The sequence below is a fragment of the Paenibacillus daejeonensis DSM 15491 genome (assembly GCF_000378385.1).
In the GTDB taxonomy this organism is placed as follows: Bacteria; Bacillota; Bacilli; order Paenibacillales; family Paenibacillaceae; genus Paenibacillus_D; species Paenibacillus_D daejeonensis.
Window position 1 is genome coordinate 954686 of record NZ_KB899659.1, and the last position, 25021, is coordinate 979706.

Annotated in this window: 42 protein-coding genes; 1 reads left to right on the forward strand and 41 read right to left on the reverse strand. The window is 53.1% G+C overall.

The features are described 5' to 3' along the window. Position 1 precedes the first annotated feature (1 nt). The 11 genes from F556_RS38280 to F556_RS0104740 all read right to left on the reverse strand — a co-directional run bounded on the left by F556_RS38280 (position 2) and on the right by F556_RS0104740 (position 9430). On the reverse strand, positions 2-274 hold the full coding sequence (locus F556_RS38280) for a hypothetical protein (protein WP_169447535.1): 273 nt from the start codon (positions 272-274) through the stop codon (positions 2-4). A 51-nt stretch (positions 275-325) separates the two neighbouring features. After that, on the reverse strand, positions 326-1408 hold the full coding sequence (locus F556_RS0104690; RefSeq protein ID WP_020615747.1) for a major capsid protein: 1083 nt from the start codon (positions 1406-1408) through the stop codon (positions 326-328). Between the two features lie 32 nt (positions 1409-1440). Beyond that, a complete protein-coding gene (locus tag F556_RS0104695; protein ID WP_020615748.1) occupies positions 1441-1818 on the reverse strand; it encodes a head decoration protein in 378 nt (125 codons plus the stop codon). A gap of 15 nt (positions 1819-1833) precedes the next feature. After that, a complete protein-coding gene (locus F556_RS0104700; protein ID WP_020615749.1) occupies positions 1834-2541 on the reverse strand; it encodes a hypothetical protein in 708 nt (235 codons plus the stop codon). Positions 2542-2961: 420 nt separating this feature from the next. Then, entirely contained in the window at positions 2962-4014 is a 1053-nt protein-coding gene (locus F556_RS0104710) for a phage minor capsid protein (RefSeq protein WP_020615751.1), read from the reverse strand. Further along, positions 4007-5512 carry a hypothetical protein gene (locus F556_RS0104715; RefSeq protein ID WP_020615752.1) on the reverse strand — a complete coding sequence of 502 codons (1506 nt, stop codon included), beginning with the start codon at positions 5510-5512 and terminating at the stop codon, positions 4007-4009. Before F556_RS0104715 ends, F556_RS0104710 begins: the two co-directional genes overlap by 8 nt. 37 nt (positions 5513-5549) lie before the next feature. Further along, positions 5550-5825 carry a hypothetical protein gene (locus F556_RS0104720; RefSeq protein WP_020615753.1) on the reverse strand — a complete coding sequence of 92 codons (276 nt, stop codon included), beginning with the start codon at positions 5823-5825 and terminating at the stop codon, positions 5550-5552. Between the two features lie 32 nt (positions 5826-5857). Continuing rightward, on the reverse strand, positions 5858-7117 hold the full coding sequence (locus F556_RS0104725) for a PBSX family phage terminase large subunit (protein WP_020615754.1): 1260 nt from the start codon (positions 7115-7117) through the stop codon (positions 5858-5860). Continuing rightward, positions 7114-7863 (reverse strand): phage terminase small subunit, encoded by a 750-nt coding sequence (terS, locus tag F556_RS33270; protein WP_020615755.1) that lies wholly within the window; start codon positions 7861-7863, stop codon positions 7114-7116. Before terS ends, F556_RS0104725 begins: the two co-directional genes overlap by 4 nt. A 226-nt stretch (positions 7864-8089) precedes the next feature. Beyond that, positions 8090-8701: a tyrosine-type recombinase/integrase gene (locus F556_RS0104735; RefSeq protein WP_020615756.1), complete on the reverse strand. Its 612-nt coding sequence runs from the start codon at positions 8699-8701 to the stop codon at positions 8090-8092. Between the two features lie 174 nt (positions 8702-8875). Continuing rightward, positions 8876-9430: a hypothetical protein gene (locus tag F556_RS0104740; RefSeq protein WP_020615757.1), complete on the reverse strand. Its 555-nt coding sequence runs from the start codon at positions 9428-9430 to the stop codon at positions 8876-8878. Positions 9431-9533: 103 nt separating this feature from the next. On the opposite strand from F556_RS0104740, the gene F556_RS0104745 reads away from it, so the two are divergent. Further along, a complete protein-coding gene (locus F556_RS0104745; protein WP_020615758.1) occupies positions 9534-9752 on the forward strand; it encodes a hypothetical protein in 219 nt (72 codons plus the stop codon). Here the strand turns inward: F556_RS0104745 and F556_RS39040 are convergent. From F556_RS39040 to F556_RS0104895, 30 genes are all read right to left on the reverse strand, one after another. Further along, a complete protein-coding gene (locus F556_RS39040; protein WP_281167884.1) occupies positions 9718-9852 on the reverse strand; it encodes a hypothetical protein in 135 nt (44 codons plus the stop codon). The genes F556_RS0104745 and F556_RS39040 overlap by 35 nt on opposite strands. A gap of 332 nt (positions 9853-10184) precedes the next feature. Continuing rightward, on the reverse strand, positions 10185-10535 hold the full coding sequence (locus tag F556_RS0104750; RefSeq protein ID WP_020615759.1) for a hypothetical protein: 351 nt from the start codon (positions 10533-10535) through the stop codon (positions 10185-10187). A gap of 88 nt (positions 10536-10623) precedes the next feature. Further along, entirely contained in the window at positions 10624-11073 is a 450-nt protein-coding gene (locus F556_RS36055) for a hypothetical protein (protein WP_020615760.1), read from the reverse strand. Between the two features lie 87 nt (positions 11074-11160). Continuing rightward, positions 11161-11520, reverse strand: a complete 360-nt coding sequence (locus tag F556_RS0104760) for a hypothetical protein (protein WP_020615761.1) — start codon at positions 11518-11520, stop codon at positions 11161-11163. A 12-nt stretch (positions 11521-11532) separates the two neighbouring features. Beyond that, the gene (locus tag F556_RS0104765; RefSeq protein WP_020615762.1) at positions 11533-11745 is read right to left on the reverse strand and encodes a hypothetical protein; all 213 of its coding nucleotides are present in this window, start codon (positions 11743-11745) and stop codon (positions 11533-11535) included. Between the two features lie 18 nt (positions 11746-11763). Beyond that, positions 11764-12018, reverse strand: a complete 255-nt coding sequence (locus F556_RS0104770) for a hypothetical protein (protein WP_020615763.1) — start codon at positions 12016-12018, stop codon at positions 11764-11766. Between the two features lie 271 nt (positions 12019-12289). Further along, positions 12290-12877, reverse strand: a complete 588-nt coding sequence (locus tag F556_RS38695; RefSeq protein WP_020615765.1) for a hypothetical protein — start codon at positions 12875-12877, stop codon at positions 12290-12292. Further along, the gene (locus F556_RS0104785) at positions 12870-13175 is read right to left on the reverse strand and encodes a hypothetical protein (protein ID WP_020615766.1); all 306 of its coding nucleotides are present in this window, start codon (positions 13173-13175) and stop codon (positions 12870-12872) included. The genes F556_RS38695 and F556_RS0104785 overlap by 8 nt, the downstream gene beginning before the upstream one ends. A 134-nt stretch (positions 13176-13309) precedes the next feature. Further along, positions 13310-14164 carry a phosphoadenosine phosphosulfate reductase domain-containing protein gene (locus F556_RS33285; RefSeq protein WP_245583013.1) on the reverse strand — a complete coding sequence of 285 codons (855 nt, stop codon included), beginning with the start codon at positions 14162-14164 and terminating at the stop codon, positions 13310-13312. Beyond that, complete coding sequence (locus F556_RS0104795) at positions 14157-14588, reverse strand: hypothetical protein (protein ID WP_020615767.1); 432 nt, start codon at positions 14586-14588, stop codon at positions 14157-14159. The genes F556_RS33285 and F556_RS0104795 overlap by 8 nt, the downstream gene beginning before the upstream one ends. Beyond that, on the reverse strand, positions 14581-14787 hold the full coding sequence (locus F556_RS0104800) for a hypothetical protein (RefSeq protein ID WP_020615768.1): 207 nt from the start codon (positions 14785-14787) through the stop codon (positions 14581-14583). The genes F556_RS0104795 and F556_RS0104800 overlap by 8 nt, the downstream gene beginning before the upstream one ends. After that, positions 14780-14980, reverse strand: a complete 201-nt coding sequence (locus F556_RS0104805) for a hypothetical protein (protein ID WP_020615769.1) — start codon at positions 14978-14980, stop codon at positions 14780-14782. The genes F556_RS0104800 and F556_RS0104805 overlap by 8 nt, the downstream gene beginning before the upstream one ends. Positions 14981-14982: 2 nt before the next feature. Next, on the reverse strand, positions 14983-16050 hold the full coding sequence (locus F556_RS0104810; protein WP_020615770.1) for a phosphoadenosine phosphosulfate reductase family protein: 1068 nt from the start codon (positions 16048-16050) through the stop codon (positions 14983-14985). 13 nt (positions 16051-16063) lie between these two features. Next, complete coding sequence (locus tag F556_RS37620; RefSeq protein ID WP_020615771.1) at positions 16064-16234, reverse strand: hypothetical protein; 171 nt, start codon at positions 16232-16234, stop codon at positions 16064-16066. A 10-nt stretch (positions 16235-16244) separates the two neighbouring features. Next, entirely contained in the window at positions 16245-16397 is a 153-nt protein-coding gene (locus tag F556_RS37625; protein ID WP_020615772.1) for a hypothetical protein, read from the reverse strand. Between the two features lie 5 nt (positions 16398-16402). Further along, positions 16403-16753 carry a DUF1064 domain-containing protein gene (locus tag F556_RS33290; protein WP_020615773.1) on the reverse strand — a complete coding sequence of 117 codons (351 nt, stop codon included), beginning with the start codon at positions 16751-16753 and terminating at the stop codon, positions 16403-16405. Next, positions 16740-16961: a hypothetical protein gene (locus F556_RS38530; RefSeq protein WP_211222540.1), complete on the reverse strand. Its 222-nt coding sequence runs from the start codon at positions 16959-16961 to the stop codon at positions 16740-16742. The genes F556_RS33290 and F556_RS38530 overlap by 14 nt, the downstream gene beginning before the upstream one ends. Further along, positions 16933-17178, reverse strand: a complete 246-nt coding sequence (locus F556_RS0104830) for a hypothetical protein (RefSeq protein WP_020615775.1) — start codon at positions 17176-17178, stop codon at positions 16933-16935. The genes F556_RS38530 and F556_RS0104830 overlap by 29 nt, the downstream gene beginning before the upstream one ends. After that, positions 17175-17498 carry a hypothetical protein gene (locus F556_RS0104835; RefSeq protein ID WP_020615776.1) on the reverse strand — a complete coding sequence of 108 codons (324 nt, stop codon included), beginning with the start codon at positions 17496-17498 and terminating at the stop codon, positions 17175-17177. Before F556_RS0104835 ends, F556_RS0104830 begins: the two co-directional genes overlap by 4 nt. Beyond that, entirely contained in the window at positions 17489-17752 is a 264-nt protein-coding gene (locus F556_RS0104840; RefSeq protein ID WP_020615777.1) for a hypothetical protein, read from the reverse strand. The genes F556_RS0104835 and F556_RS0104840 overlap by 10 nt, the downstream gene beginning before the upstream one ends. Then, entirely contained in the window at positions 17749-18618 is an 870-nt protein-coding gene (locus F556_RS0104845; protein ID WP_020615778.1) for an ATP-binding protein, read from the reverse strand. The genes F556_RS0104840 and F556_RS0104845 overlap by 4 nt, the downstream gene beginning before the upstream one ends. Beyond that, complete coding sequence (locus tag F556_RS36065; RefSeq protein ID WP_020615779.1) at positions 18557-19498, reverse strand: DnaD domain protein; 942 nt, start codon at positions 19496-19498, stop codon at positions 18557-18559. The genes F556_RS0104845 and F556_RS36065 overlap by 62 nt, the downstream gene beginning before the upstream one ends. Positions 19499-19848: 350 nt before the next feature. Beyond that, positions 19849-20001 carry a DUF6906 family protein gene (locus F556_RS37630; protein ID WP_020615781.1) on the reverse strand — a complete coding sequence of 51 codons (153 nt, stop codon included), beginning with the start codon at positions 19999-20001 and terminating at the stop codon, positions 19849-19851. Between the two features lie 5 nt (positions 20002-20006). After that, entirely contained in the window at positions 20007-20714 is a 708-nt protein-coding gene (locus F556_RS0104865) for an MBL fold metallo-hydrolase (protein WP_020615782.1), read from the reverse strand. Beyond that, positions 20711-21826: a hypothetical protein gene (locus F556_RS0104870; RefSeq protein ID WP_020615783.1), complete on the reverse strand. Its 1116-nt coding sequence runs from the start codon at positions 21824-21826 to the stop codon at positions 20711-20713. Before F556_RS0104870 ends, F556_RS0104865 begins: the two co-directional genes overlap by 4 nt. Then, positions 21827-23905, reverse strand: coding sequence for a coiled-coil domain-containing protein (locus tag F556_RS0104875; protein WP_020615784.1), 2079 nt, complete (start codon positions 23903-23905; stop codon positions 21827-21829). Between the two features lie 89 nt (positions 23906-23994). Continuing rightward, positions 23995-24162: a hypothetical protein gene (locus F556_RS37635; RefSeq protein WP_020615785.1), complete on the reverse strand. Its 168-nt coding sequence runs from the start codon at positions 24160-24162 to the stop codon at positions 23995-23997. Positions 24163-24218: 56 nt separating this feature from the next. Then, positions 24219-24467, reverse strand: a complete 249-nt coding sequence (locus F556_RS0104885) for a hypothetical protein (protein ID WP_020615786.1) — start codon at positions 24465-24467, stop codon at positions 24219-24221. Next, positions 24451-24741 carry a hypothetical protein gene (locus F556_RS0104890; RefSeq protein ID WP_020615787.1) on the reverse strand — a complete coding sequence of 97 codons (291 nt, stop codon included), beginning with the start codon at positions 24739-24741 and terminating at the stop codon, positions 24451-24453. Before F556_RS0104890 ends, F556_RS0104885 begins: the two co-directional genes overlap by 17 nt. A gap of 5 nt (positions 24742-24746) precedes the next feature. Beyond that, positions 24747-25004: a helix-turn-helix domain-containing protein gene (locus tag F556_RS0104895; RefSeq protein WP_020615788.1), complete on the reverse strand. Its 258-nt coding sequence runs from the start codon at positions 25002-25004 to the stop codon at positions 24747-24749. Between the last annotated feature and the right edge of the window lie 17 nt (positions 25005-25021).

Sequence of the window (25021 nt, forward strand, 5' to 3'; positions counted from 1 at the left end):
CCTACTCTTTCGCGGCTGCCTTGTCTGCCCTGGCTTTATCAGCTGCAGCTTTCTTTGCGTCGGCGTCGGCCTTGGCCTTCTCCTCGGCTGCTTTCTTCTCAGCCTCTGCTGCCTGTTCTTCGGCTTCCTTTTCTTCCTTGGTCTTTGGCAGAAGCTCGGCAGCGCCGATGTCGATCAGCCGTTGACCTTCCTTGTCGTCGATGCCACGGATCTCTCCGCCAGCCTCCAGCCACTCGCCGCCGTGCTTGACCGTGCCCTTTACCTTGAGATTCACCTTCATCACCCTTTCTGTGGAATGAAAAAAGGAGCCCTATGAAAGAGCTCCTTAAACGACGGTTGCGGACATTACGCTGTCTGCGTAAGGGAAGACCGGGAATGCCAGGTTGACGCCGACAGTACGCAGGCGCAGTGGATGCTTGCTGACAAGATCACGGAACACGTAGATGCCCATGTCGCCTGTCACTTCAGCATCGATGCCATCAACCATGGATTCGGTGGTTTCAGCCCATAGATAGTTGCCAAGCGGACCGTCAGGCAGCATTACGAAACGATCTTGAGGCGCCATGCGCACGGTTGTAGTCGCCAGTCTGTTGCCAGTCAGCGCATCGTTCTCTGTACGAGCTTGAGTGTCGTACGTTGCGATACGTGGCAGACCCAGCGAATCCAGTACCGAATCCAGTTGAGCCATTGTAAGCTGTGGTGGATTGGCGCTGCCCGATGGGTCACCGTGGAATGCTACCCTGAACGATTTGTTCTGCAGCAGGAGCGCAGCAATCTTCTGGGTTGTGAATGCTCTGGTAAGTCGCACGCCTCGGTCGGCTTGGTACTGGTACCATCTTTGCATGTCCTCAATCGGACGGGAGTTCTCGGTGTCGCTCCAGCGATCTGTACCAGTCAGGACCGGCTTTTGATCATTGACGAAACCGTAATCCACACTGATCCTCACGTCACCCTCGGCGTAGCTGATCGCGCCCAAGCTAACGGCCTGCATGGCGATCCATTCACGGCGTGACCGGATGGCGTCAACCGCATACTTCCCGTCATCCAACTGTTCACGAACGATACGTTTAATCTCTTGGGTTCGAAGGCCGCCACCTTGGTTAGCCATCAACAGCAGCCTGATAAGTTTCTCATCCATCCAGCGGCCACGCTGCAGCTTAGGAATCTCGACTTGCGTACCGCTCACGCCTTCACGCGAACCGTAACGGGTTTCCGTTCCAAGTTCAGCGATCTGCGCCATAACAGGCAGACGGGAAGAGGCTTTAATAACATCGACAGTCAGTTCGTCCGTCTGTTGAGGCGGGAACAAGATTGACTGCCAGTAGTCGTTTGGTACCGAGATATTACTCGCATAGGTAAGCAGTTCCTCACCGGAAAGTGCTTCCTCAAGCATCAGCATTTCATTCATAAGTTCATCTCATTCCTTCCTGGATGTATTGATTAGGCAAATACAATGTGTGGCATTTTATCGCGTAGCGCTTGATTGACAGTAACAGGGATGCGAGCCGCAACAACCTTAGCGACTTCGAAACCACCGACAACCTCGTCGCCATCCTTAACGTTGACCGTGCGCTTAAGGATGACAGTCGGGTTCTGGCTGCCGTTAGTGCCCGATGCGTTATAAGGAACATATTTGCCGGACGCGGTCAGTTTCGCCATCGGCATGCCCTTCAAGATGATCTTGTTACCATCGCTGTCAGCTGTAACGGCTGCTGAATCGATTGTGATACCGTTGTTCACCTCGCGCACCACTTCCAGCGAAGCGAGAAGCTCATAATCCGAATCAACTTCGAATCGATTTCTTGGCTGCAATCTCATGCGTGTCCACTCTCCTTATCGTTTCCAGGGATCGTTAGCCGCCGGCGCTGATGTTCCCTCGCCTTGAGCCAACTTTTTCATGCGTTCCATACGATCTTTCTTAGATTCACCACTACCGCCACCGACTTGGGCTCCAAAAGCACCACCAGGCTTTTGCTTTCCCAGGTGCGGTTTCTTTTTAAGCAGCTCTTCCAGCGCTTCCTTCACACCTTCAAGCTCACCCTTGTCGTTCTCCTTGACCTGGTCCAGATCAGCCAGCTTGCGCGCATCTTCCCAGTCCGCGAACCCGAGTTCGTTCGCCAAAACCTTCACCTCGGCATTCAACAGGCGGTTGAATGTTTTCTCGTTGTTTGCCTTCTCGCGCTCTTTCATCTTGTCTTCGAGCAGCTTTTCGATGTCGGCAGGATCTGGCTTGCCTTCTCCTCCAGCGCCGCCCTTGCCGCCCTCAGGCTTCTTGAGCGCCTCTTTCATGGCCTCGACCGAGTCATAGCCCAGTTCCTTAGCCAGCGCCTTCTGAGCGGCCTTCTCAGCGCGTGGCAGTCGGCTTTGCACATGCTGGTCCAGGTCAGCCTGGGTAAATGTCTTCTCCCCGCCGCCAGAGCCTCCAGCACCTTCGCTACCTTCTCCACCGCCGCCAGCTCCTCCACCTTCCCCGCCGCCGGTATCGGCAAACATCTGCAGGTTCAGTCTCAAGCCGTATGGTTTCGTTCCAAATTTAATCATGTTAACCTCCTGTTTTAAGTCCGGGTGGACTGCCGGGTAGCAGTTTAATGTCATGCCACGTTTTGGACATAAAAAAAGCCGTGCTTCACGGCCTGGACAGTTGAATGGTATGATTGCCTAAAAAAGGAAGTGCTACAGTAATGTATAGAGGAAAATGGACTCCGGCTCAAAATGCTCTTATCATAGGTGTTTTGCCTGAGTTTAGGCATCGTGTTAGCAGTGGTCAGACTCAGAGATCCGCCGCATTACTTCTTGCTAATCATCTGATTAGCCACAATGCACCTTTCCAGTTTCTAAACAACAGAATTAATAACGTAAAGAGTCCCGATAACACAATTGCTCAGCATATTATTCGAATGAATAAAATTGCAAAGGGACAACATCCGTCCCGAAGAGCCATGCCCCACGAGATGCCTTGGTTTAATGTGTATCCTTGATTTGTCGGTTCGCATCTCTGTAAAGATCCTGCAGCTCTTTGTACTTGGCCGTCCCTCTCGCCTTATGGCTGGCAAACTGTCGTAAACTTGGCGTGTCATCAGGCAGCAGCGCTTTGTATCGGATCCACTGATTACGGGTGGCGTTCTTCCTCGATTTGTCGCGCTGCAGTTGCTCGTATCGCTGTTTTGCGTGCGCTGTCCGGTTGTCATTAAACGGTCGATTGGATAGTTCCAGCATCCGGCTGACTTCCTCAGGCTCCGTATACTCTTCTATCCAAGCTGATACCGAGTGGACGCAGTGTGCATGATATGGGGGCCGCTGCTCGAGCTTGGGGAAGCGTGGGTCATTACCACTGATGCTGTACACCCGGCCCTGCATGGTCGCGCAGTATCCACAGGTTATCCCCACGTAGTTCACGTAGACGAGGTCGAGGCCATTCTGCACGATCATGTTCTCGGCCCCAGTGACGTGCGCCTTGCGCTGATGATACTGCACCACGCCCGCCATGTACTTATCAGCCGGTACCTTCGCGCCACTCTTGGTGATGATGCCCGTGATCTGACGCTCTGAGAGGCTGCGTACAGCGTCCTTGGTTGCCTTCCTCCTGCTGATGCCATCAACCAACGAACGCTCGTTAGCGCGGCGCACGGCGTCTGTGATGCGCTGTTTAGCATCGGCACTCATGTTGTCGCTGGCCTCTAAGATGCTATAAAACGATTCGTCCATGATCGACTGCACCGCTTGCTGGTGTATGATCGGTCGGATCGACGCGTTCAGCGTACCCGCCGCCACACCTGCCGCAACAATGCCCTCCACGGCCCCGCGAACGCCCAGCATGTAGCTGTCACCCAGTATGTCGGCCATCTGGTCCCCTGCCCGCTGGGTTAGCTCGTTGATGATCTCATCCACTTGCCTAAGCAGCTCGGCAGCCCGGCGCCACGACCATGAGCCCTCCTCCATTTGCTGCAGCAACTCCAACAGCCTGTCACCAGCGTCAGCATAGAGGATGACCATGTTTTCAATCTTCTTACTCATTCAGCCTCACCCTCGGCGGTTGTACCATTGTGGGGCTGAGACTATCAACGGATTCATCATTCTGGATCTTCTCCATCTCAGCCAGAATAGCTTTTTCACTCCACTTCTTGTTCATCTTACGAACAGTTGTCTCAAGAGACTGCACACCCTCCCGGTACTTCTCGATTTCTTCCCGGTCAGCCTCGCTTTCAGCCTTAGGCAACATATCTCCCCACTCAATAACGGGGTCGCTGACTTCCATATCGGTGTTACCCAGCGCGTTCTGAAGGATCATGCTTTTGCGTATAGCTGCCTTTAGCGCCTCGTCAAACTTGGACTGGATCGATTCAGCCTTGATTACCGACTGGATCCAGAGATAGAGAAGCGCGACGCCGGTTTCCCCGCGGGCCTCCTCCAGTCCGGCAGCCTGCGCCGATGTCTTGGATATCGCCAGCAGGTTTTCAATCATCCTTTTGACGTGTTCGAAGGACTGCTCCATCTTCGCATCCCAAGTGATGTATTGCGGCACCGCACCTGTTTGCTCATCAAAGGATACTACTTCCAGATCAGCACTACGGACGAATCGACCGCCATAATGCCTGTTGTTCTGGTTTGCCACCTCATTCCAGAGCGAACGGGGGATAGCCAAGCGTGGCTTTCCGTGCTTCTCGAAGACAACAGAGTCTCGGGTGATCGTCCAGTTGATCTCCTCCTGGATAATGTCGATGTCGCGCAGTGCTGAGCGGCCCCGGGGCTGCATCAGCGTGGCGTCGTTGGTGATAAGCCCGCACATCAATTCCCCGACTCCAGGAAGGTCCTGGTCTTCTGGTATCTCGAGCTCGTAATCAGCAGCGTACTTCCCGGTATCGATCTGTTCCGCGACGTTGTCGCCCTCCATCAGAAAGGTCAGTTGCTCAATGTTCAGATCGTCGCCATCCAACCGCTGCCGTTCAACTCGCAGGAACTTCTTTTTGTTCTGGTCATCGCCTTGCTCCTCAACCCAAGCAATGTCCGCGCCGCGCCCGTCCTCGTGCTCAAGGTATTTGTCGCCCAAGAGCCACTCAAACCAAACCTTGCCGCGCTCATCCCGGCGAATCCGGTAAGCGATCAGTCCGTCGACCTGGTGCTGTGTCACTGCTGACCAGATCTTACTGTTGGCTGATGACGCCTTGACGACAGCAGAAACAAATTCAAGCTCCGCCTTACCTTCCTCCGTGTCCGCTGATATGTTACCAAGAGATCGGTTGATCAAGTCGGCCGGCACCTCTGCTACGAGCGAGCAGAAATTGACCGTGACATACGGGTTGTGCCTGGTTACATTGATCGCCTCAATGCGCGGTCGTCTTGTAAAGCTCGACGATCTCCGGCGCAGTATCCGTTCAGTTGTCACCGTTTGACCAGCCCGGGGGAAAATCAGCTCGTGTTCGCCCTCATACAGCATGCGGTAATACCACATGTCTGTGATTTCCTGATCGTATGGCGGCGGCGGGAACCGCTTCTTCGTATAAATGATGGTCACGCTTCAGACCTCCTTTCCAGGCAATAAAAAAAGCCGCTCAGTTGAGCGACTGCAGGAATTCTGTTACTTCTTTGACCAATTCGTCATAGACCTTATCTCTGCTAACTTGGCTATTAGAGTTAATGTGACCATAGTAATCAAACTCATAAGAACCGATCTTCTGGTTGTCTTCCCAGACTTCTATTGCAAGCAGGTCAGTTGTAGCCGCAAATGCTTGAGGCAACGAATCTAGCATGAACTGCTGGTCTGTCGTAACTATTTCAGGCAATGAGTAGTTGTATAACTCTCCTACCAGGACAATATATATCCGCATCGACGCACCTCCATAAGCCATATTATAGCAGATTACCAACCTGCAGGTCGCTCGTTAGTGTAACGCATCTCCGGCCGTCTCAGCGGCTCAGCCGAATACCTCAGCGCAGCCATGGCGTCGTCGAATGCGTTGACCGGTTCGTCCAGATAAAGCCCCGTCTTCTTATCCTTCTTCCAGGACCACTGCTGGATCTCTTTAATCGTGTTGACGCAGTCCGGATGAATGTGAATCTTCCGCTGCTTCAGGTAGTCAATCTGCGCCTGGACGCTGCCGGGCTCCTTGACGACTGCTGAAGCGTTGTACCCGGCATTCTGCCACATCATGATCCGGTCCGGCTCCGCCGAGTCGCAATACATCGCCAGGTACTTGCTCAGCTTCTTGCGGTCTGCTATCTCGATAATGGCGTCTGTGGCCATCTCATGCACGTATATCTCGTCGCACACGAAAAACTCACCGTCTTTGATGCCGACCGTGAGTATCGCATTCGCATGGTTAAAGCCGAAGTCTTGCCCGTGATGCATCGTATCGAACATCTCGAATGAGGTGTCGAAGTCATGGATAACGAAGTTCTTGAAGATCAGGCCGCCCAGCTCGCCCCATTCACCTTCTCCGTATATCGCATAACCCTCCGGGTCCTCTTCCTTCCTTCGCAGCATCCTGCGATGATAGGCCGGATCAATAAAGCGATTCTGCAAGTAGGTCGAGTGGTGCGTTAATACGTCCGGGCTCTCACGGTCAAAATATTTGGGCTTGATCCAGTGAGTGGCTGATACTGGGTTGAATGTGAATGTAATCTGGTAGTATAGGTTTGGGTTCAGCAGCAGGCCGCGAAGCCGGTCATCAAGGATGTCGATGTCCGATTCCTGCAGTTCCGTCGCTTCCTCTACCCAGATCCATACCAGCTTACCGACCGCGAAGTTGATCGATTTGAGCTTCTCCCGGTCCCGGGCATCGTTAACGCCACGAAATATAATCTCGTTGCCAGTCACCCGGCTGCGGATCGTTAATGGCGACCGCAGGACCTCCCAATACTCCTCTGCGCGATCTCCATATATCCGGTTGATTGCGCCTGTCAGTTCTGCAAATGTGCTGTTGCGGTTGGTCTCGTTGACCTTGCGGACACATAGCAGGTTTGCACCGGCATACTTCGGGTCGCCAAGCTTCAGGATGTAATCCTGAGCGATGTTGACCGACTTGCCAGAGCCCGCGCTGCCGCGTAGCGCCCGGTACCGCCGTTGTGTACGGTTGACCTCTTGGAAGTGACGATTGAATTGCACCTTAACCGCGCTCATGGCTCACCATCTCCATAGTCGATCTCGATGCGCAGCGGCTCCTTGTTGGTGTTCTTTTTAAGAACGTTAGCCTCTGCCTGCGCTTTGTCGACCTGAGCCCGCAGCAAGTTCACGCGCTGCCGTTGCTCCTCTTGCACTTCCTCAGCTGGCAGACTGCGCAGCATCTCCTCATATTGCTTGATCATGGAGGAGAGCCGGGCCATGGCGGCTGTCTGGGCGTTAAGGGCTGCAGCTTGCTTATCCCAGGCGAACTGGATTTCCCATTCTTCCTTTTCAACATCCATATCGCCCATTGCCATGGACTCGCGTTTCTTGACTTCCTTCGTCATATCGTCGCGATCAAGAACAAACATGATCTTCTGGGCCCTAACAATGTTGGTCCAGGCAATGCGGATGGAGGTCCACAACATTTCGAGCTGAGGGAATTCGGCTGTAGCATCGAATATCTCCAGCGTTTCCTCATCGTCCGGCATGAACTTGCGGAAGAGACCGTGTTTAACCGCGTTGTCGTTGCCAGGCGGAGCCCCGCCGTTGTTGCCGGCTGCGTTCTTGTTGCCTTTCGGCGCGCCTCGACCACGGGGCTTCGGATCCGGCTGTTCTTCCCACTTATAGTAATTTTTCCACTTGCGGATCAATGCAGGAGTGACACCAAGCTCGGCAGCTATTGCTGCAGGCTTCATCGTTCGGCCGCTGCTGCACCACATCTGGAAGGCTTTCTTCTGGACCTCACTCTGTTCTCTTGCCATCAGATCATCAACCCCACCTCCAGATGAATTGAGTTGTTTTCACGTAATGATTACGTTTAAGGATATTCCACTTCCAGTTAGGAGCTCTGAACTCCACGAAATACGCTCTCAAATCCCCTAATAACTGTAACTGGAGTACAACACAACCTATTTTCTGTTGCACTGGTCTATTTTCGTTTTGCTTGTAAAATCAAGCTTTCTGCTTCCTGACCATTTGAGTGCAACATTAACCGGATTGTGTGTAACTCAGACGTAAGATAGCGCGATCCATCGCATCCTGAGTGAGCCCCAAATACCTCAAAGTCTCCTCCTGCGTCTCGTGACCAAACATCTCCATTAGTAACGCCATGACGAAAGCTGACTGTTCTGGCGGCGTGCTCATAACCAGCTGATAGCCCCATGTCTTGCGGAGCGAGTGTGTTCCGATGTTCTCCAGCCCAAAGCGTTCAGCGACGTTACTAATCATCCGCCAGGCCGTCTCCCGGCAGATCGGTTCACCAACCGCCCCGGTATTTGTCTTGCGCTGCCGGGAAGCGAATAAATATGCATCGTCCGGCATATCCGCGATGTAAAGCATCAGGTCATCGAAGTATTCCGGGTGGATAATGAACTTCTTCCGTTTGCGCTTCTTCCGGCGGTTCTTCGTCTTCTCCGCCACGAAGTTGATGTGCATCTGGTCGCGAACCGCGCCGACCTTCAGGTTGAGTAGGTCGGAGACGCGCAGGCCGCTATGAATGCCCATCGAAAACAGGATGTAATTGCGGAAGCTCGTTACCTTCAGGTAGTTCTTAATCTGTCGGATCGTTTCTTTACTGCGTATCGGCTGGACTTCATTCACGGCCCACACCTCCCATCATTTAATCAGCAGCCACACCACAGTGCCCCAGAACGGCAACACCGCGAGTCCGCCGAAGAATATACCACGAAAAACCTTGACCCTATCGGCCATGGCTATCAGTCCTTTCTATGGGAAATAAAAAACGCCACGATGGGCGCGTTTCCTGTCGACATATTAAATTTCTCTCTGTTCTCTTCTAACATCGGGTGGATCAGGCTCTTTGTAACCAACCTTTCCATTTATTTTATGCACTATCGATGCCAATCCCAGTTGAATGTTTCTGTCTTCACAAGTAATGTGATTAACATTTCCATCTTTATCTTTAAAGTGTATTTTCATTTGTTGGTAGGGGTCATATTTGTAGTTTTTCACCCCAAACGAATAATATGAATATTTTATACGCTTATCGCTAATATATTCCGCTTTTATAACTCGATGCAACGGAATATATTCTTTTTTGTCTATAGATATTTTGTCAGTATGAAGATGAACGCTGTGTTCAAAACCTGTCAATGAGACAGCACCTGAAACATGAAGATTATCACAGTATGCAATTATATCATTTTTTTCTTTCCAGACACTCTCCCACGTATAAAAAGCAATGATAGGTATCAAAAACGGAAGTGGGTATGCGATCAAGCCCGGAACTTTTAATGATACTAACCAGTTTCCGACGTTGTATACGATTGTAAAATAAATAACCACAAAAATTAAGCCGAAACATCCCATCTTCGTAAGTCCCCAATCTAGTATCTAATCACACCAACTCATTAATCATACATCATCTTCCAAAATCGGACAATATATGATATGAATTGAGAGAGGTGATCAAATGCCAGAGTACCAGCGTCTCCGCACCGCGGCGGACTTTGACCGTGCCTACCTTGAGCAGCTGCGTGTTGAGGTCTGGGACGATGAGTCTATAGAAGACTACGGCGGCCCGATCGAGTTGCACATCAAGGATGCAGTCCGCATAAATGGGATGTACTACGTCAAGTCGATGTATCAGTTTTACGTTAAGCCGGCTTCGCCTGGTCCTTCTGGCATTTGATCCGGCTGCAATACTGCACACTGCCTTCCCAGCGGCCCCACAGGCATCCTCTGCACTGCAGCGGCTGGGTGATGGGCGGCGGCACCTTTTTCCGTTTCATGAGCTATACGCCCCCTTGTCCGTTCTTCAACGCTGTGAAGCCGTCCCGACTGGACCAAGCGAAGCTTGACCGTTAGCGCCTAAGATAGCTCCACAGCATTGAGGAAGGGACAAGTCAACCTTCCCAGGGATTCAAACCCAATAGCCTCTCCACACGCTTGGCGACTCGCGCCTAAGGTCATAGACCCACCGCATGGCCGGCTGTCGCATAGATAAGGGTACAGCGACGTTACCCCAGTTGCACCGCAACTGTATGTAAGTCAACTGTACCCTATTAGCGCTGTGAATTAGCGACGTGGTAAAGACATGAACGAGACACGTTACAGACAAAATTTAGAGGCATCCCCACGTTTTCAGGCTGTTCGCTACAGACTCGCAACCCTCCACGATTTTACGGTCGAATGTGCGATCCGTGAAGAACGGGTATTTCACCAAAGCAACCTTGCGCTCGTTCCCTTGGATATACCGGTATTGCATGATACCTCTGATTTCACGATCACTAATGGCATTAACAGCGCGCTCCAACATATTCAGCATCTTAAACTGATCCATTTTAGCCTGCTGCTCTACAGGCGAGCTGATTAGATCATCCAGCCACTCTTTATATTTGCCGAGCATAATCCGCGTCCGAGCAATATCAATGCTGGTGGCCTCTGGAAACAACGTATCCATCATCAATAGCATTAAAATCACCGCTCCCCTATGGTATAATTTCCATAGGATGTTCCGTCCTGGCCCTCCACCCGTTCCCCAACGATCTGGAGGGCTGTTTTTATTGCTTCTGCCTTCTCAATGGCGGGTGCCTCGCCGCCTCTTCAGGTGGCCAGCCTCGCTTGATCCTGCAATAGAACGTATCACGTGCGATTCCATTGCTGGCTGCTTCCTCAAGAAGTTCTTTGGGATACTTCCCCCGAGCTGCATGTGCTGCTTTGATAGCTGCCTTTCGGCTTTCCGGATGACCTGGAGGCTCAGTTGCAGCCCGCTGTGGCGTCCAACCATATTGCTTGACGCGAACCCGGTACATAGTTTCAGTTATTCCATTGCTGCGCGCCATCGCTTTGTAGTGCTCTGAATGTTTTATTTGCTTCTGTGGCCGCTTGGTGGTGGCCTTATCCATATCCCAGTTATGCTGCCAGATTCGTGTATTCAGCGTATCCCGCTTTATTCCGTTGGCAGCTGCCTTGGCGTACTCCTCATCCGTGATGTAGCGTCTGTGCGGCATTCGCTTCCCTCTCCTTCCTCGAGCCGACAAGAGCGGCTGATATCGCCGTACCACCCAAGAGCCATATGATTGCTACGATTATCCATATCATGTCTCTGTCCTCCCCTCCGGGGTGTCCGGGTGGTTATCCTCCCCCAGACCTGATACGGCCTCCGGCTTCGCCTGGGTTGATTCGGTCGGGACGGAGCCCTTCGGCCAACCCCGTTCATCCACCTCGACCACCGCAGGTCCGTACCTATCGAAATCCCATCTACTTTCCCGTGAACAGTTCGTGCATTTGTACTCTACGAATTCCTCGTCCTTGACCAAGCTTCCGTTGCTGCAAAGGTCTTTACCGCATCCCGGGCAATACACCCACAGGGTTTGATTGGTCTTTTGGACCTTGAACTTAGCTACGAGACGACCGAACCAACCCAGTGAAACGGCAGCCGTATCCATGTTTGTCATTGGGTGTCCTCCTCACCAGTTTTGATTGCGGATTTCTTTGTGCAGATGTAAGAGCCCGGCATCGTCCACTGTCGCTTCAAAATAAACCTTATCCCGATCTCCAAGCGCGGTTTCAATCGCTCCCTCATTGGGCAATTCGCCGGAAACGGAACGATCTTTGTTATAAATCAGCACAGTATTTTGACCCATGATAGAACGTTGAGCTTTAACGATTATCTTGGACATGTCTGGTTATCCTCCCTCCTAATCTTCCCAGCCTGCGATAACAGGGAACTCCGTGCAGTCGGAGACCAACTCACGCAACGTCTTCTCCCCGGCATCTTCCCATTCGAGTTTTTTGTCAAGCGGAAACTCACTGACGCTGTAGTCGGTCCGCTCGTCCTCGTGCAAGCTCACCTCTGCGTAATACCATGCCGCCAGTTCCTCATTGGTTCCGTGTCCCACCACAATGTCAACACGATCCGGCCCGATGGCCACTGCTCTCAATTGTTCTGTCATTGTCTGTTATCCTCCCTTAGTGCCCTCAGGGGGCGTAATGCCTGCACCAGCAATCAGTGCCATGGCTATTGCCATCGTCGCGGTCCTGCCACTGCCGATCACCATAAACGACTTCCTTGGCTCGTTGTCCATGCTTCGTTCAGGGAGTAGCTGGCAGCAGAAGCCGCATAAGAACCTTCCATCCGGCATCTGTTCAACTTCAAACGCGCTCCGGCAATCATCACACTCGGGCATGCACCAATACATCCCCTTGTCCTTACGGCGCTTTGCCTCACCCATTGCTATCCTCTCCCTTCGGTGCTGGCTGGGGACGGGCATTATCAGCAATCATCATAGCGAAATTTGCAACATCCGCAGCTTCTTTGGTTATTTTTTCAGAAGGCTGACCACGGACAAATGATTCAATAAGCTCCACATACTCCTCTTTCAGGCGTCTATAGAGATAATCCGTTGTGCATTGGCTCCAGCCGCCCTTGTGGTCGTTCTGTATTAGCTTCTTTTGCATCTGCTCCGCGAACCAGCGTACTGGTGGACGCAGTTCGACGTGTTTGGTGTCTGGCTGCTCTGTCTGATGGGATACGGAACCTTCCTCAAGCCACTTGATACGCTCTTGCAATGCTTCAATATCGGCGTGGCGCACTCTATTCACATTCATCAAATCTTCTTTTTCTGCGTGTAGCCGCTGGATCTCTGCATCCCTCTCTGCCAGGAGGTCGGGTGCATCAAATTGTCCTGATTCCACGAAGTTGTTTACTGTTCCATAAGCGCCGGCCCTACCAAACTTACTTTCTGCGTTAGCCTCAAGCTGTTTCTCTTCAAGCCAATCAATTAACATGTGTTTGTCTACGTACTTACTCATGGGCTCCTCCTTGTACGGTGACTGCCATGACATATGGCTTGCCTCCCGGTCCGTACCTCATCGCTTCGGCAACATGCGTTAAATGCGCATGATGTTCCTCGAAGATTTTATCCCTCGATGGAATGATCGTTGTAGTGCAGTACATAGCTGCGTTTTCGACGTCATCGTCTGGATGCTGCTGCTTTAAGTAAAACTGTGCGACCATGGGCAATTCTTCCCGTTTACAGATTTCAATGATTTGCTTCATAAGTGGCGCGATCTGCTCATCGTAGATGGATTCTTTATCGTACTTACTCATAAAACCTCCCCGGCCCTATACGGCCTCGCTTCGCTTAGTATTTCGGTCGTTCCGATGGCGCTACGCGCTATTCGCATAAACCATACTGACTGCTGCACATCACGACTTCCTCGGACTCGATCAACTTAAGCAGGTCATAGTTCCGTCCACCATGTGTGGTTTTGCTCCACTCTACTTCGCTGTGAATTCCGTCTGTGTTCCGGTTGTTTGCTAATGGGAAGAATGTTGCGCCCCCCCCCTTTGCTCGCCTGCTTTACGATCTCTTCCCACGCTGCAATTCGTTCGATTTCAGCCGGAAACCGTCTTGATATCTCGAACAACTCCTGTTTCCCGCAGTTGATGCAAGGCATGCATCCGACACGACCCATGCCTTGCTTGTACAGAGGATTGGGTTCTATTCCGTATTTCTCGTGTATTGCGAATACATCTTCGACACTCCAGTGAAGCAACGGACGGTAAATCTCGTAACCTTCTGGCGTATCCTCTCGTTCAGGTAGCTTGGCACGAGCTGCGCTTTCCTGTGCCCTCACGCCTTGCCAACTTATAACCTTGTGACCATTCTCCAACAGAGGCATATATACTTGTTCCATATTCGGGATCACTTTTAATTCTTGTGTGCAGAAACGCATCATGGTTGATGGAAATCTACCTTTCCAAATACACATGTCCAAGAATGGATTTCCCGTGGGATGGAGCATATTCAATGCGCTTTGGATGACTTCTTCGGGCACTCCCTCGGCTCTCCATTTGGTTTGCACGATCATTCGTTTTCGTTCTATCTGAGCGGAGAAGTCCGGTCTCACCCTACGAATTGGTCCTAACTCTTCTTCAATGTATTCTAAATAGTCATAAGTCAAAGGGTGCTCGTTCCCTGTGTCGCAGAATACGGCCTGTATATCTACACCTAGTTCTTTGACGGCGTAGATAAACATCGCTGTGCTGTCCTTACCTCCGCTGAAATTAAGAATGTTCGCGACTGGTTTACTCATCCGCATCCCCTCCCCGGGGGTCTAGGGTGGCTTTACCTCCCTCTATGGTGGATAGGGCGGACCGGGCGCGCTGCCCGGCGTCCTGGTCAATCGGGATATATCCATGCAGGTCGAGGTGTGCTGGGTCATAGTTGCTTTCGTCTCCGTACCACGCCAGCGCTTTCTTCATGGCCTCTTTTTCGCCCTCAACCTTCTTGATCCATGCCCCGTCGATCTGCTGCTTCCTCATGCACCAGGCGATACCTTCGTCCTTCTCGTCCATTTGCCTAATGCCTTCGGTCAACAACTCCACACCTTCGGAAATTTGCTGCCGGAGCCCGGCAATCTCTTCAATCGTGGACTGGAGCAGTTCGGGGCTGACGATAATCCGCCCGTGCCCCTCTGCCCCTGCAAGCAAAGCCTGGAGTGCCTGTGTGTTATCCATGGGACTCTACCCCCTTTGGAGTGATCGCTTCAATTGCCGTCCAAGCTGAGTCATACCCAGCCAGCACCCGGCGCAGCGTATGCATATGGTTTGGATCCAGTTCGAGCTCGGCGTCCAACTTCTGGAGATAATCTTGCATGGCATCCACCTGTTCATCCGGCACGCGGCCGATCTCTACTTTATGTGTTGTCTCAGGCATCTCCATTCCCCTTTCCGGAAATCCACTGTCTGTATTCTTTCAGCTCCTCATGGAGCATGCGGTTTTCTAGCCGTACATCGCTGATCGTCTTGCAGGTGGTGTGCTTCATCCGGTCACCGCTCCAGCCCAACTGATCCTCGTAGACATGGTCATTGCAGACGAAGCACACACCCAATATGCAGCCGCTCGCCATGCTTACCCTACCGCCTTCCTGCCGATCATGCCGGAGTCCTCCAGATCCTCCAGAACCTTGTTAAATGCAACGCCGCCAAGTCTCGGGACACCTATGATATTCTCTGTCCTTGCCCACGCCCGCAGCCGATCCGGGTGGTGCTCGCCCAGCGTGTACATCTCGTCGTCGCCAGCAAATGGGCAGCCAGCGCACGCCACGCGCTTGATCCAGTGATAGACCGGGTTATACGGGGCGCGGACCCAGAACAGGAACTCCCAAACATCCTGAATGCTCCACTCGAGTACCGGGCGGGCCGTGATTCGCATCAGCGTCTCGTCTCGCTCCGGCTCGAGCTGAATGTCCGACCGCGCCAGACCCTCCATACGCCGCTCTCCAGATAGCAACAGGGGTGCAGGGTACCTAACATCTACATCCGCACCTTGGAGCTCGTGTGTAGGACGGAAGCGCGCTCCTCGTTTGACCTTGAGCACCTGGTCGTAGCCTGCAGTATCGAGATGGTCGCGCATCGGCAGCAGCTTAAGGTTCTTCGTGCAATGCCGGCGCTTGGCGATCGGCCAGCAAGGGATCTTCTCTTCCAGCAGCGTGTGGATGCCCATTGACTCAAGCTGCCGGAAATCCCGGACGCCTATCCAGCGGATGAACTCCGGGATGTGTTGGTACGTCTCCGGCCATTCGTCCTGCGTGTCGGCAAACATGGCGAATATCCGATCCTTTGGGTACCGCATACGAGCCAGTACCATGATGGCTGCCGAGTCCTTGCCGCCACTATAACAGGAGGCGACTTGCTGGTCGGTCTCCAGATCGGGGAGACTCGCCAGGCTTGTGAGTATCTTGTCGACCAGTTCGCTCCTTATGTGTACGCACTCCCTGGCTACGTCCAGGCGGATCTGCCACTCTTCGAGGCTGAGGTCTTCCAACTGTACGGATGGCCGGTATCCTGCCGGCGGTGCAAAGGTGAAGTCCAGATCCCGGTCGAACATCTTCGGGACGTTTAGTTTTACCTCTCCGTCCTCCACGCCGAAAGTGTACTGTAGCCGTTGGCCTTTGTAGTCATCCGTGAATGCGGTCATGTTTCCTCTCCTCTCAGCGGTATGCTGGTACTATTTTGTGCTGCTCCCGGGGATACTTCTTCCGGCTTGCCTTTTTCAAGATTTCATCTCTTGCCGCGTCCCGATCGGACGTGGTTGCCATCTCGTCATAGAACAGGATGACCAACAGTTCCTCTCGATTCGCTTTGCTGATATCCGGTTTCATGCGCTCCACCTCAATCCAAGCAGTAGTATCCGTGTCCGATGCGCTCCATGTCGTCGTCCGAAGCCGGAGAAACGACGAAAGCCCGGCCCTTGATGAAAATTACAAATTCGTCCCCTTCTCCCAACTGGAGAAGATCCTTTTCAAACGGGAATTGATTATTCATGCTGTCTATTTGACCTCTTTCGTGTGCCACTGGCCGCCCTTGAGCGTTACCAATACCAGCGGCATATGTGGATTTCGATTGCGGAACATCTTGGCTTTCATGCGGAAGTCCTTGGTCTGGACACCCTTCACGTCGATTACTTCCTGACGCCCGTCGCTCCAGGTAACGAGGAAGTCCGCTTTATACACGATCGAGCGCGGCCCCTCCTCGAGCTGGTAGGCTGGCTGCAGTCCGATCTCCTTGATCTGCCCGGCCTGCTGCAGCATTAGCAGATGGATGTAATACTTGGCTTCCATCTTGCTGTCAAACTTGTTGCCAGTTACATCCGTAATGCCGTATCGCTTAAGCTCCTCCACTTCGTAAAGAGTGCCGTCTGCGGTTACGATGCATTTTTTCGAGCTGTATTTGTTCCTGCTTGCGAATCGTCTCATTGCGCCGTCCCTTCTCTGCGACCGGCATCGCTCTGAATACCTCGCCGATCAGCAGGCCATTGTCATCGTGTATCTGCTGCCAGGGCGTCTGCTCAAAGTACGGGTCACTCATTGGCCGCTCGTATGCTATCACCCCACACGCCCCCTGTCCTTTTGTGTATGCGCCGCTTCCGCGCCTGATCGATCGCCAGGATAGCTACCTCATCGGGGCAGCGCTTGAGCTTAGCCGCGATCTCCGGCAGCGATAGGCCGTCGTGCCACATCCCCACGAACCAATCGACATCTTCCTCGCCCCAAGTAAAATCCATCTCCTCGCAGGCGAGGTACACTGCTCTCCGTTGCTGCTTCATAGGCCCTCCTGCTCAAGCCGCCGGAGCAGCTGCTTAATCTCTGCCACGTACGGTGCCAGGTACTTGGTGCGCCAGTATTCGTAATCTGCATATGACTCCCACGTCCAGCCGTCCTTGATGACCGGGCGGAACTTGAGACTGTCATCCTCGCGCATCAGCATCAGGCCGAATGACCGAAAGGTCCAAAGCGTACTGAGCAACTCGTGGGCTCGGTCCGCATCCTTGATTGTCAGGAACACGATGCGCAGCAGCCGTTGCCACCTCTTGCTGTCTGCCGGAAGGTCCGGCCGGGGATCGATCAGGTAGTCTTTCAGCTCCATGACTTTTCTGCTTTCTTTGTGAGCATCTGCCGAATCTCTTTTATCGCGGACACTGCTTTTGGATCCATCTTGCTCCGATCAATCTCCGGTTTGGTCGCAGCCGGTGGTGCCGGCTCCTCGCCCATTTCAGATAGCTTCACTATCCGTTTGGCTACCCTTTCTTCGCCCCATATCCGCTGCGCTGGCGTCAGATCGCGGCGTTCCAGAAACGCCTCTCCGTCTTTGATGCTCTGCATTAACTCCTGTCGGCTCACTGGGCCTCAGCCTCCCTGTAACGAGCTGCGCGGGCTTTAGCGACCTCCAGTCGGTAGCTCGATGCTGAATTCTCGATGATCATGCTGGCTTCAAGTATCCTGTCATGCAGCCGCTTGGCCTTGATCTTGTCGGCCTCATCGCAATTTTCCGGCCTGTCGGGCAGGAATTGATTCAGCAGGCCCGTGGGAGAGAAGTTAGTCGTAAATAGCGTCGGCTTCTTCTGGCGGTACCGGCCATCGATAACCCGGAACATAACGTCCATGACCCAATCCGTTACCTTTTCCGAACCGATGTCATCCAGGACCAGAAGGTCGCAATCCCGCAGTGCGTTCATGATTTCTTGCTCTGTCTCGTTCTTTTTGCTTCGGAATGTTCCTCGTATTCGTTCCAAAAGTTCCGGCACGCTTTGGAACACTGGAACGTAACCCTTGGCTGAGATGACATGGCAGACAGCTGCAGCCAAGTGGGATTTCCCGTTGCCGGATTCTCCCCAGATCAGGAGAGAGTCACCGCCGTCTTGTGGGAAGTTTTCCGCGTATCGTTCGGCAAACCGTCTAGGCTTGTCGGATCCTCCCCGGTCTTTAAAGGTGCCGAAACGGCAATCGTCGAACCGCTCTCCAAGATTGGAGATTGAGAACTTGCGCTTAATCTCATTGCGGCGCTGCAGCTCAACCGACTCCTGCACTTCACGCTCCATCTTCTGGACCTCGCATTTACAGGCTGGCTGCACGACTTTTGGTATGCCGAGCGGATAGATGGTCAACTTTGGGATTACCTGATCGCAGATCGGGCAGATCACGTCATCAGAGGGACAGTTCGTCATATTCTCCACGAACTCTTTCATCGCTTCGCCCACGCTCATCATTGCTCGCTCTCCTCCTCCACGGTGTGACTTTGTTATCGGATCTACGGGCATCCCGAGCGTTCTTGTTGGCTTCGTAAGCCACATCGAATTCGATCGCTTTATCCAAAGTGATAGCTCCAGCAAGGTGATAATCGTGTAAGATGCGCGTTATTAGCGCGAAGTTGTAACCCCCGCCTTTTGCGTCAGCCCTTTCAAGCGCCCTAACGACAACTGCCTCATCCAAGCCCTGAACGTCGATGAAATCATTCAACTGGTCGCGTTGAGTCTTGGAAGGCGGGAAACTGAACAGCCTCTCGTGGGCTTTGAAATAGGATTCGTAAACGGGTTTGGTATGCTCTATTGGCTCCTCAATCCTTGGATCTCCACTTTCGTTTTCCTGTATAGGAGGAGGAGGGTTATTAATAATGGTTTGGTTAGGTACGGTTAGGTACGGTAGCCCTGTGACTCCGTCGCCCGTCTCACTACTGTCCGCGTGACGGGCGCGTGACGGGCGCGTGACATCTTCGCTATCACCTGTTCCGTCCTGAGCCTTTTTGCGTGACCGACGCTTCCTTTCCTTGTTCTGTTCGCGCTTTTCCATGAGACGTCCCGCATAGTCGTACCAGTCGTGAATCTTCAATCCATCGGCTTCTTTATCAATAAATCCTGACTCAATCAGGGCCGTAACGAGGACGTCAGCTGGACCATCCCACTCGACTGCATCGGCTATATCCTCAGAATCAAACCGGCTTATATCGCCATCCTGCGCATAGTCCATTGCCCACCACCAGAGCATATGCAAGTGACCAACTACTGTCGGTGAGCTGACGCCCAGCCTTCGGATGAGTTTCTTTGTCTTGGGATGTTTGATCAGCTCCTGGTGGCTTTCGATCCATGCCATGATATCGCCTCCGATTTTATCCTTAATTCCTTCCGGTACCGAATGCCCTCGGGCGTTGCATCAAGCCAACGATGGCATTCGGAGCACAAATGCAGGAGGTCCGTTACAGTCGTCTTGTGACTCAACTGCTTTCGTCCAGTGATGTGAGCCCGTTCCACTGCCCGAGCCTTCCTGCATCTCTCACAAACGTATCCGGACCGTTCCTTTAGTTCCGCATCGACTGCCTTGCTGATCTCCCCGAGCTGCCGTTGAGTGGGCTTCTGGCGGCTGCTCTTGGTCTGCATTTGCTTTGTGATTGTCCGTGCCGGCTGATCTGCGAGACTCGTTACAATCGCCATCTGCGCCGCCTCCTATGCTGGGATGATTTTAATAGTGCCGGTGTTCCGATGCTGAACGTGAAGCCGTTCATTCTCTACTTTGCATACCAGCCAGTTGGCCGGGTTCAGGTTGACGTATTGTAGTGCCTGCTTCTGGCGCCGGGTTGGCTTCTTTCCGCCTTTCATACCAATCACCTCTCCGCGATATAAATTGGTTTTCCTGTCAGCTCCTGCAGCTCGCGCTTGAATGCGGCTTCGTCGCTGTTTCGATCACTCAAGTGCAGCAGGTGAATCTCCTGCACCTTGCTCATGTCGTTAGCTCGAATGAAGTCCTTGAAATTCTCTAGGCTGAAGTGTGAACGCTGCAGCCGTTTCTTCTGAATGGCCGGGACCCGACCGTCTATGATATTGCTGTCCAGGATCGCCTCAGAGTAATTGCACTCCACCATGATGTGAGTCAGTCCTGGAAAGCGATAAGGGATGTAGTAAGTGTCAGTGGCGAAAAGCAGCTTCTCGCCTGCCTGATTGCCTAGCAGGAAGCCCAGCGGCTCCTCTGCATCGTGTCGTACATCAAAGGGCAATACCGTCAAACTTCCGATTACAACCTGCTTCTTAGCTGTCAGGGCCGTTGTGCGGTGCCTGGGTAGCTGTAGCGCACCGAGCGTTCCCTGAGAAGCGTAGATCTCGACCCCAGCCTTTGCTAGGTCAGCTGCTGCTTTCCGGTGGTCCCCGTGCTCATGAGAGATTAGGCAGCCTGCAATCTGCGACATCCGGAAGCCCACGGCCCTCTGTATGTCCCGGAAGTGGATCCCTGCCTCCAGCAGCAGGGTTGTGTTGCCGTCCGTAACCGTGTAGGCGTTACCGGCGCTACTGGAAGCAAGTGTCTTGATCTCGATCACCAGGGATCTCCCCCGCCGGAACCATCCGGCATATCAGCTGAGAAGTCATCCAAGCTCGCTTGCTTCGGATCTTCTGTCGGTGGCAGTTCTTGTTCTTGCTGCGCCGGTTCTGGCTGGCTCGCTTCCGGCTTATTAGGCGACTCTTGGAGCGGCGCAGGTTCAAGGTCGATCACCTCACGATTGGCCTGCTCATTAATTTCCTGCCGCACTGCGCTGTAGTCCGAATCCGTTGCTTCACTGTGAATCAGTTCCAGGTATCCGTTACCGAAGTCCTTGGGGATCTTCTTAACGACGTTGTTCCGCATCTTCCGGATCAGCATCGACTCGCGGCTGTGGTACTCTGTCCACGCCGGGCTAATCCACTGCTGCAGATCTGGATCATCCAAAGCGGCGATACCAAGCTCGCTGGCACGCTTGAGGATTTCAGACTTCTTAGCAGCGATTTGACGCTTTTGATCAGGGTTTGCTTTATAACGATCGGCACAGATTCCGAAGGTTTCGTTCATCATTCCGTTATTGATGTGAGCTACAAGATTCTTGGCGACGTCGGCGCGTTCTGAAATGTGGTATTCGATGATGTTGTTCTTCCGGATGATCGGGTAGACGATCCGTACTACCTCGCCCTGTCCCTTCGGCGTCCACTTCGGCGGGCTCATTTCCAAACCGTTGAAGGTCGGATATTCGAATCCATCGCCCTCACGCACAAGCCAGAACTGCCTGACCTCTTTGACGTCGCGGCCGAACCGGGCGAGGATGGCGTCGTTGCCATCCCCCTCGATCCCCATCTCGATTTGCTTCTTCCAGATCTCCTTGTTGTCTGGGGTCTTGACCTTCACGTTTCGCAGCTGGAAGAACACTTCCCGAGGGCTGGCTGCCGCATTGAGCTTGAGAGCCGCGATCTGCATCAGAATCGTCGTGACGTTGTTGCGGTCGAGTTGATCATCATTGAACGATATTCCTTTGCTGTCCAGGATGCTGTTGATGGACGAAAGAGCGTTGAGCACGCACTGCTTGGCGTAGGGGTCCATGTCGATTCCCTTGCCAGTAAGCTGGCTCTCAATCATGGGCAGGAATGTGTCGTTGACCTTTGTCAGGCCGGTTGAGTATGTCATCTATACAGCCTCCTTGCGGGCGTTTTTGGCGCGCTCGACGCGCAGCTTAGAATTCTGTTGTTTCCACGCTGCTGCAGCTTTCTCATATGTCCCACCATTTTGAGAAATAAGATGGGATCTCGCTTCTGCTGGGAGATTATCGAAAGCAGGCGGCACAATCAGCCGGATCTTTTGACCGTGCGTTGCAATCAGCTTCGTCACTGCTTCGGCGTTGTCGATGAAAATCGGCGCCGTCACCCCGTAATGCTCAGACAGTGTGTTGATGATGTCCAGGCCGACATTGATGCGCCCGGCGTTGTTCAGTCCGCTGCTGTACGGCACGCCCTCATAGAGCGTCTCGCAGTCTTCTTTAATGCCGCCATTGATTTGAGATTCAAACAGCCGGAACCGCGCAAGCTTGAACTTGCTGTTGATCTTGCTCTCAAGCATGGAGACCTTCGTCTTGATGAACTCGGCGGCCAGATAATCCTCGTGCTCGAGCCGCTCGTATTCGGCGGCCAGTGTCTTCTCCTGCTGCTTCAACTGCTCGATGCGCTCGTTTGCGGATTTGACCATGTCCAGCTTGGATATGTCTCGCTCGACGGCTGCCGCAGCCTCCCTAAGCCCTGCAAGCTCTGTCCGAGTCTGCTCCACTGCCTGCTGGACTTCTGATCGTAAGCGCTGGATCTCTTCCCGGACCGCCCGGACCTCCTCCTGCTTAGCGATGTATGCTGGATCGTCGTTGACGTCCTGCACGGCTGCCTGCAGCGCCTGTACCTCGGCGTCAGCTGCATCTGCTGCCTTCCGGAGTCCGGTGCGCACCTCTCGGAGGCCTTCGAGCTCCTTGTCTAACCGATCACGCTCGGCTTTCAGCCGCTCAGCTTCGTTCTTGGACGCGACACCCTTGGCTTTGTATTCTTCTAGGCGTTCAGAGCGGCTGCGGTTAAAATTGGCTTCCGCCTTGTCGTGTGCCGCCTTCACCTTCTCGGCTGGCAGCGCCTGCCCGCAGGCTGCGCAAGACTCGTCATGGTGCTCCAGCAAGAATCTCTCGGCGTCTACTGTCTTCCACATGCCCAGCATGCGCTGGTAGTTGTTCGAGTGGTCGGTGATCTCCTGATCGATCCCTTGAATCCGGCGCTCAGCCGAGCGGATGTCGTAATCCGCATCCTCAACCTTGCGACGCTTGTCGGCGGCTACTCGACGCATATCCGCGACAGCGCGCAGTGAGTCGGCCTGCACGTCGTTCTTGATCTGCTGCAGCTCGCCTTCGATCTCGCGCAGCCGGTTTTCTTTCACCGTAACCTCGCCGCCGTTCTGGACCCGGCTCAGCTCCGCCTCTTTGGAGGATACAGCCGCCTTGGCTTTTTCCAGTCGAGCAGTAAGCTGCTGTTCGTTCATTCCGTCCGTGTCCGGCATAGAGCGGTAAACCTCGTCGATCCGTACCGGGATTGTGCTGATTTCCTTGTTCAACTCGGACTTACGTGAGGCCAACCACTTCTGATGATTCTCAATCGTCCGGTCACCCAGGATATCCGGCAAAGCAGCCAGTGCCTGATTGCCAGCGATAACATCGCCGTCTGAAATATCACCACACACCGTCAGCAGCACGTCCCGGCGCTTCTTTTTGTCCAGATGCTCATTGAAGTAGTTGGGGTTGGTCAGTAGCTTGAAGGTGTCCTCGTCGATGATTGCGGCCACCTCGGACTCGTATTCGCCTTTCTTGACTGGAACGCCGTCCACATGATAATCAGTGGTATGTCCGGTGAAGTCCGACGTTGCTGATCCGCGCTTCTTAGTCCAGGTCTCCTTGTGGACCTTCCGGAGCGTCCGGCGCCGTCCGTTGACGATCAGGACGCCTTCTACTTCGTGCTCCAGCTGGTGAAGCTCGTTGCCATCCTTGCCGATCGTCTTAATGGAGAACTTGCTTTTGTTCTGGCTGTCCTTATCGAACAATAGCCAGTGCCAGCCATCGTTCAGCGTGGTCTTCCCTGTGGCGTTGTCGCCGAATACATCCGTATCTTCGGCCCCGGCTTTCAGTGCGAAATCGCGCGCTCCCTTGAAATTGCGGAACCTCAAATCTTCAAGCTCAATTCTTTTCATAGGATCCTCCTTGAAAATATGAATTTAACGTGCTACGATTGGGGTAGTTAATTTCGAATCGACCGGACCCGCTGGCAGGCGGGTCTTTTTCATGTCTCCAAACTGATTCCATAACGATTGAGCTCATCCCAGGTGTAAAACGACGTGTACTCGAACGTTAGGCCGTATACCGCGCCTTTGTAATCCCAGCGAAGGGCAACGCCTTCCTCGTCCTGCTCCACAACCTCTGCCGTCTTGCGGCCGTTGGTTGCCTGCATGGCGATCGCTCCTTTCCTATGTATTTGCGGATTTCCGCGACCATCGCCCCAAGGGGCTAGGTTTCGGCTGGTATCCCTCCAGCCATCATCAGGCGTTTATCTATTGGCGGCAGACCGTATCGCTCAGCCATGCGTTCATAGTGACTTTCCTGGTAGCTAACCCTTACACTCTCCAGTCGATCCGCGAGGTTGTTATAAAAAGCAGCCTGAGGATTATCATCCAAATCAGTAGCTTTGGACCGGAGAGCGTGGCAAATCATCATTGCCTCCTGGCTGTCCAGACGGGCCTCAAACCGTTCGTCCATGCCACTCAACACCTTTCTTGCGGTCTTCCTTCATGAGTGCTATAGTAGAAATCAAGAGAAGCTTTAACCGGGTTCTCAGTGGCAGCTGTCTGGCGGACGGCTGTTTTTTCATGTCTTCTTCAAGTTCTGCTTTCAAGGCATCTACTTCGTTAATCCCTCCATGCCAGCGTTCTTCCCCAATCACATGCGGATGTTTCAGGAGCCATTCACGGTATTGTTCATTCCTGGCCTTCCATTTCGCAGCCTCTGTCTGCAGCTGTATGATGTTCTTCAATCCAATCAGCCTCCTATTAGTGGTAAGACATTCTGGATGATGCTCATCCCGTCCATTCCGAATATGTAAGCGACGACGACCTCTTTGGCATTCGTCACTTCTGCCCAGTGCAACATCGTTTTGATGCCGGGCTCTTTCTGATCGCGCTCAATCTTGCTGATGTCTGATTGGGATTTGTACATAAGCTCAGCCATTTTCTCCTGGCAGTAACCTGCTCTCACTCGACATGCCTTCAAGACTGCGCCCAGGTTTAGCTCTTTCAATGCCTTCACCTCCCTTC

What these genes read in the sequence shown, in the direction of transcription:
- F556_RS0104690 (WP_020615747.1), bottom strand. Translation starts at nt 1,408, where the DNA reads ATGAATGAAATGCTGATGCTTGAGGAAGCACTTTCCGGTGAGGAACTG.
- F556_RS0104695 (WP_020615748.1), bottom strand. Translation starts at nt 1,818, where the DNA reads ATGAGATTGCAGCCAAGAAATCGATTCGAAGTTGATTCGGATTATGAG.
- F556_RS0104700 (WP_020615749.1), bottom strand. Translation starts at nt 2,541, where the DNA reads ATGATTAAATTTGGAACGAAACCATACGGCTTGAGACTGAACCTGCAG.
- F556_RS0104710 (WP_020615751.1), bottom strand. Translation starts at nt 4,014, where the DNA reads ATGAGTAAGAAGATTGAAAACATGGTCATCCTCTATGCTGACGCTGGT.
- F556_RS0104720 (WP_020615753.1), bottom strand. Translation starts at nt 5,825, where the DNA reads ATGCGGATATATATTGTCCTGGTAGGAGAGTTATACAACTACTCATTG.
- F556_RS0104725 (WP_020615754.1), bottom strand. Translation starts at nt 7,117, where the DNA reads ATGAGCGCGGTTAAGGTGCAATTCAATCGTCACTTCCAAGAGGTCAAC.
- terS (WP_020615755.1), bottom strand. Translation starts at nt 7,863, where the DNA reads ATGGCAAGAGAACAGAGTGAGGTCCAGAAGAAAGCCTTCCAGATGTGG.
- F556_RS0104740 (WP_020615757.1), bottom strand. Translation starts at nt 9,430, where the DNA reads ATGGGATGTTTCGGCTTAATTTTTGTGGTTATTTATTTTACAATCGTA.
- F556_RS0104745 (WP_020615758.1), top strand. Translation starts at nt 9,534, where the DNA reads ATGCCAGAGTACCAGCGTCTCCGCACCGCGGCGGACTTTGACCGTGCC.
- F556_RS39040 (WP_281167884.1), bottom strand. Translation starts at nt 9,852, where the DNA reads ATGAAACGGAAAAAGGTGCCGCCGCCCATCACCCAGCCGCTGCAGTGC.
- F556_RS0104750 (WP_020615759.1), bottom strand. Translation starts at nt 10,535, where the DNA reads ATGCTATTGATGATGGATACGTTGTTTCCAGAGGCCACCAGCATTGAT.
- F556_RS36055 (WP_020615760.1), bottom strand. Translation starts at nt 11,073, where the DNA reads ATGCCGCACAGACGCTACATCACGGATGAGGAGTACGCCAAGGCAGCT.
- F556_RS0104760 (WP_020615761.1), bottom strand. Translation starts at nt 11,520, where the DNA reads ATGACAAACATGGATACGGCTGCCGTTTCACTGGGTTGGTTCGGTCGT.
- F556_RS0104765 (WP_020615762.1), bottom strand. Translation starts at nt 11,745, where the DNA reads ATGTCCAAGATAATCGTTAAAGCTCAACGTTCTATCATGGGTCAAAAT.
- F556_RS0104770 (WP_020615763.1), bottom strand. Translation starts at nt 12,018, where the DNA reads ATGACAGAACAATTGAGAGCAGTGGCCATCGGGCCGGATCGTGTTGAC.
- F556_RS38695 (WP_020615765.1), bottom strand. Translation starts at nt 12,877, where the DNA reads ATGAGTAAGTACGTAGACAAACACATGTTAATTGATTGGCTTGAAGAG.
- F556_RS0104785 (WP_020615766.1), bottom strand. Translation starts at nt 13,175, where the DNA reads ATGAGTAAGTACGATAAAGAATCCATCTACGATGAGCAGATCGCGCCA.
- F556_RS33285 (WP_245583013.1), bottom strand. Translation starts at nt 14,164, where the DNA reads ATGAGTAAACCAGTCGCGAACATTCTTAATTTCAGCGGAGGTAAGGAC.
- F556_RS0104795 (WP_020615767.1), bottom strand. Translation starts at nt 14,588, where the DNA reads ATGGATAACACACAGGCACTCCAGGCTTTGCTTGCAGGGGCAGAGGGG.
- F556_RS0104800 (WP_020615768.1), bottom strand. Translation starts at nt 14,787, where the DNA reads ATGCCTGAGACAACACATAAAGTAGAGATCGGCCGCGTGCCGGATGAA.
- F556_RS0104805 (WP_020615769.1), bottom strand. Translation starts at nt 14,980, where the DNA reads ATGGCGAGCGGCTGCATATTGGGTGTGTGCTTCGTCTGCAATGACCAT.
- F556_RS0104810 (WP_020615770.1), bottom strand. Translation starts at nt 16,050, where the DNA reads ATGACCGCATTCACGGATGACTACAAAGGCCAACGGCTACAGTACACT.
- F556_RS37620 (WP_020615771.1), bottom strand. Translation starts at nt 16,234, where the DNA reads ATGAAACCGGATATCAGCAAAGCGAATCGAGAGGAACTGTTGGTCATC.
- F556_RS37625 (WP_020615772.1), bottom strand. Translation starts at nt 16,397, where the DNA reads ATGAATAATCAATTCCCGTTTGAAAAGGATCTTCTCCAGTTGGGAGAA.
- F556_RS0104830 (WP_020615775.1), bottom strand. Translation starts at nt 17,178, where the DNA reads ATGAAGCAGCAACGGAGAGCAGTGTACCTCGCCTGCGAGGAGATGGAT.
- F556_RS0104835 (WP_020615776.1), bottom strand. Translation starts at nt 17,498, where the DNA reads ATGGAGCTGAAAGACTACCTGATCGATCCCCGGCCGGACCTTCCGGCA.
- F556_RS0104845 (WP_020615778.1), bottom strand. Translation starts at nt 18,618, where the DNA reads ATGATGAGCGTGGGCGAAGCGATGAAAGAGTTCGTGGAGAATATGACG.
- F556_RS36065 (WP_020615779.1), bottom strand. Translation starts at nt 19,498, where the DNA reads ATGGCATGGATCGAAAGCCACCAGGAGCTGATCAAACATCCCAAGACA.
- F556_RS37630 (WP_020615781.1), bottom strand. Translation starts at nt 20,001, where the DNA reads ATGAAAGGCGGAAAGAAGCCAACCCGGCGCCAGAAGCAGGCACTACAA.
- F556_RS0104870 (WP_020615783.1), bottom strand. Translation starts at nt 21,826, where the DNA reads ATGACATACTCAACCGGCCTGACAAAGGTCAACGACACATTCCTGCCC.
- F556_RS0104875 (WP_020615784.1), bottom strand. Translation starts at nt 23,905, where the DNA reads ATGAAAAGAATTGAGCTTGAAGATTTGAGGTTCCGCAATTTCAAGGGA.
- F556_RS37635 (WP_020615785.1), bottom strand. Translation starts at nt 24,162, where the DNA reads ATGCAGGCAACCAACGGCCGCAAGACGGCAGAGGTTGTGGAGCAGGAC.
- F556_RS0104885 (WP_020615786.1), bottom strand. Translation starts at nt 24,467, where the DNA reads ATGGACGAACGGTTTGAGGCCCGTCTGGACAGCCAGGAGGCAATGATG.